Genomic DNA, 4,084 nt, shown 5'->3' on the forward strand with positions numbered 1-4,084 from the left:
TTCATGCAGTTTTCCTAGACATCATCAGAATGCCCCGCCCGCAAACCGTCACGCACACGGTGGGCGATCTCAATGAACTCAGGGCTGTCGCGAATGTCGAGCGGACGTTCGCGCGGCAGCGTGCTTTCTATCACATCAGAGATGCGGCCCGGACGCGGGGACATCACAACGATCTTCGTCGACAGATACACTGCTTCGGGGATGGAGTGGGTTACAAACGCGATGGTTTTTTCGGTTCGCGCCCACAGCTTCAAAAGCTGCTCGTTCAGGTGATCGCGCACAATTTCGTCGAGTGCACCAAATGGTTCGTCCATCAACAAAATATCAGCATCAAAAGCCAGCGCGCGCGCGATTGACGCACGTTGCTGCATGCCACCAGATAGTTGCCACGGGAACTTACGGTCGAAACCTGTCAGATCAACAAGGTCCATGACACGTTGTACACGCTCTGCCTGTTCGGCCTTACTGAAACCCATAATCTCAAGCGGCAGCTTGATATTCCCCCCGATGGTACGCCACGGATAAAGCCCTGCGGCTTGGAAAACATACCCATAGGCGCGGGCTTGGCGTGCCTGATCCGGTGTCATACCGTTAACCGCGATATCGCCAGATGTAGGTGTTTCAAGCCCCGCAATGCAACGTAGGAACGTTGTCTTACCGCAACCGGAAGGCCCGATAAAACTGACAAAATCGCCTTTGTTGATATCAAGGTTTACCTCTTTGAGTGCATGCACAGGCCCGTCGTTCGTCGTGAACGTCAGGTCCAGATCGCGCGCAGTAATAATTGGTTGCTGGCTCAAACTGGCAATTCCTTTTAGACGCCGGTCGCAGGAATACCTGTCCGCTCAACAGGTCGTGGGGCGGTCAATTCTTTCCATGATGATAGTGCCTTGTTGGTGGCGGTATTGGCGTCGCGTTTGACGAATTTGCCGTGGCCTTCCTGGGTGCGGATTTCGCCGTCGTGCACCGCGACATGCCCGCGTGTGAGGGTGAAACGCGGCAGGCCTTTGACATGTTTGCCTTCGAACACGTTGTAATCAATGGCAGATTGTTGGTTGCCTGCGGTGATGGTCTTGGACTTCTCGGGGTCCCAAACAACAAGGTCCGCGTCAGCGCCGACCAGCACAGCACCCTTTTGCGGGTAGCAGTTCAGGATCTTCGCGATGTTCGTTGACGTCACTGCGACGAATTCGTTCATCGTCAATCGGCCTGTGCTGACGCCGTGCGTCCAGAGCATCGGCATACGATCCTCTAAACCGCCCGTACCATTCGGTATCTTGGTAAAATCGCCAACGCCGAAGCGTTTCTGCTCGGTCGTAAAGGCGCAATGGTCGGTAGCGACGACTGAAAGTGTGCCGGCTTGAAGGCCCGCCCACAGGCTGTCTTGGTGTTGCTTGTTGCGGAAAGGCGGTGACATCACGCGGCGCGCTGCATGATCCCAATCCTTGTTGAAATATTCAGATTCGTCTAAAGTCAGATGCTGTATCAGCGGTTCACCCCAGACGCGTTTGCCTTGCATTTTGGCGCGGCGGATCGCTTCATGCGCTTCCTCGCAGGATGTGTGTACGACGTACAACGGGACGCCCGCCATATCGGCAATCATAATCGCGCGGTTAGTGGCTTCGCCCTCGACTTGGGTCGGGCGGGAATAGGCGTGCGCCTCTGGTCCGGTGTTGCCTTCGGCCAGCAGTTTCGCACTTAGTTCTGCGACCACATCACCGTTTTCAGCGTGCACCATCGCGATACCGCCCAGTTCGCCAATCCGGCTAAAGGACGCGTAAAGCTCATCGTCGTTAACCATCAACGCGCCTTTGTAGGCAAGGAAGTGTTTGAAGGTCGTGATGCCTCGGTCTTTGATGACGGTTTCAATATCGTCAAAGACCTTTTCGCCCCACCACGTCACGGCCATGTGAAAGGAGTAATCACAGTTGGCGCGGGTCGATTTATTGTCCCACATCATCAGAGCATCGTGTAGGCCCTGCCCCGGTGATGGCAGCGCAAAGTCGACGACCATCGTGGTGCCACCCGACAATGCAGCGCGTGTGCCGCTTTCGAAATCATCGCTGGAATAGGTACCCATGAATGGCATTTCCAGATGCGTATGCGGATCGATGCCGCCGGGCATGACAAAGCAGCCCGTCGCGTCCAGCTGTTCGTCGCCCGACAGGTTCGGGCCGATTTCAATGATCTTACCGTCTTGGATCAGTACATCTGCCTTATAGGTCAGGTCGGCGGTCACGACGGTGCCGTTCTTGATCACTTTGGTCATGGTGTTTCCTCTTTTCAGCTAGACGTCACTTGCGCCGTTTCCAGCACAGCATGCAGCAGCACATCAGTGCCCGCCGCGGCCCATTCGGGGCTAATTTCTTCGGCTTCATTGTGGCTTAACCCGTCAACGCAGGGACACATGATCATCGCAGTGGGGGCCACGCGGTTGATCCAGCAGGCATCATGGCCCGCACCCGAGATCAGGTTCATATGGGAAAACCCCAGCCGCTCCGCTGCAGTGCGCACGGCGTTAACGCAGGTTTCATCAAAGGCCACGGGGTCAAATCCGCCGACTTTTTCAATTTCGAACTCCATGCCCATCTCGTCGCAGATTGCTTTGGTTTCAACGCGCAAACGGGCCTCCATGTCTTCGATGACCGCCAGGTCAGGCGAGCGGAAGTCGACGGTGAAAACGGCCTTGCCCGGGATCACATTGCGGGAATTGGGGTAAATATCGATATGGCCTGCTGCGCCGACTGCATGGGGAGCATGGCTCATCGCGATTTCTTCCACTTTGCACAGAATGCGCGACATCGCGAGGCCTGCGTTCTTACGCATCGGCATCGGCGTCGATCCGGTATGGCTGTCTTTGCCGTGGATCGTGATTTGCGTCCATGACAGGCCTTGGCCGTGGGTCACGACACCGATTTCTTTGCCTTCGGCCTCAAGGATGGGGCCTTGTTCGATGTGCAATTCAAAGAAGGCATGCATCTTGCGTGCGCCTGTTTCCTCGTCGCCGCGCCAGCCAATGCGTTTCAGTTCGTCGCCAAATTTCTTGCCCTCTGCATCAACACGGTCATAAGCCCAGTCTTGCGTATGCAATCCGGCGAATACACCAGAAGATAGCATCGCAGGTGCATACCGCGTGCCCTCTTCGTTGGTAAAGTTCGTCACAACGATCGGGTGTTTGGTTTTGATGTCGAGGTCGTTGAGAGTGCGGATAATCTCAAGCCCCGAAAGCACCCCCAAAACGCCGTCGTATTTTCCGCCAGTCGGCTGGGTATCAAGATGAGAGCCCACATAGACAGGCAATGCGTCGGGATCAGTTCCGGCGCGGTGTGCGAACATATTGCCCATCTGATCAAGGCCCATCGTGCAACCGGCCGCTTCGCACCATTGCTGGAACAATGCGCGTCCTTCACCGTCTTCGTCCGTCACAGTCTGGCGATTGTTACCGCCTGCGATGCCGGGGCCAATCTTGGCCATCTCCATCAGGCTGTCCCAAAGACGTGTCCCGTTGATTTTCAGATTCTCGCCAATGGCAGCCATCGTGTCCCCCTACTTTGCAGCGTCTGGTTCATTCTATTTTTTTGACCAACTGGTAAAATGAGGCTAACAGAGGTCAATGGGCAGTCAAGGATAATGCGTGCCGCACTTTCAATTAGCCGGTTCAGGCCGTAACAACGAATTCTGCAAGAGAGCGTGCCCGTGAATGCCAAAGACTAAATCCCGCATCCAAAAGAAAAACCAAGCCGCAATCATGGCTGCAGGGCTAGAAGTGTTTTCGCAGTATGGCTTTCGGGGGTCCACTTTGGACCAGATCGCACTTGCGGCGGGGCTGTCAAAGCCCAACATGCTATACTATTTCTCCTCTAAGGACGCGATTTATGTGGCGCTCTTGTCCCGACTTTTGGGCGATTGGATGAAACCCGTCTATGCGATTAATCCCGCTGGCGACCCTGTCGAAGAAATCCTGCGATACGCCAAAATCAAACTGGAAATGAGCAAGCAATACCCCGCCGAAAGCCGCTTGTTTGCAAACGAGATCATCCAAGGTGCGCCCCGCATCCTAGATGTCCTTTCAGGCGAATTGCAT

General features: G+C 55.2%; 4 protein-coding genes. 1 reads left to right on the forward strand and 3 read right to left on the reverse strand.

All coding sequences use genetic code 11. The features are described from left to right. Positions 1–14: 14 nt before the first annotated feature. The 3 genes from QZ197_RS09550 to QZ197_RS09560 are packed head-to-tail and all read right to left on the reverse strand — an operon-like array spanning position 15 to position 3,537. Positions 15–800 carry an ABC transporter ATP-binding protein gene (locus tag QZ197_RS09550; protein ID WP_296431677.1) on the reverse strand — a complete coding sequence of 262 codons (786 nt, stop codon included), beginning with the start codon at positions 798–800 and terminating at the stop codon, positions 15–17. A 14-nt stretch (positions 801–814) separates the two neighbouring features. Beyond that, positions 815–2,269, reverse strand: coding sequence for a dihydropyrimidinase (gene hydA / locus QZ197_RS09555; protein ID WP_296431678.1), 1,455 nt, complete (start codon positions 2,267–2,269; stop codon positions 815–817). Between the two features lie 14 nt (positions 2,270–2,283). Next, the gene (locus QZ197_RS09560; protein WP_296431679.1) at positions 2,284–3,537 is read right to left on the reverse strand and encodes a Zn-dependent hydrolase; all 1,254 of its coding nucleotides are present in this window, start codon (positions 3,535–3,537) and stop codon (positions 2,284–2,286) included. A gap of 163 nt (positions 3,538–3,700) precedes the next feature. Here QZ197_RS09560 and QZ197_RS09565 point away from each other — a divergent pair. Beyond that, positions 3,701–4,084 (forward strand): TetR family transcriptional regulator C-terminal domain-containing protein (locus tag QZ197_RS09565; RefSeq protein ID WP_296431680.1); only part of this gene is annotated, 384 nt, incomplete at its 3' end.

The sequence above is a fragment of the Yoonia sp. genome, assembly GCF_017854415.1.
Taxonomy (GTDB): domain Bacteria; phylum Pseudomonadota; class Alphaproteobacteria; order Rhodobacterales; family Rhodobacteraceae; genus Yoonia.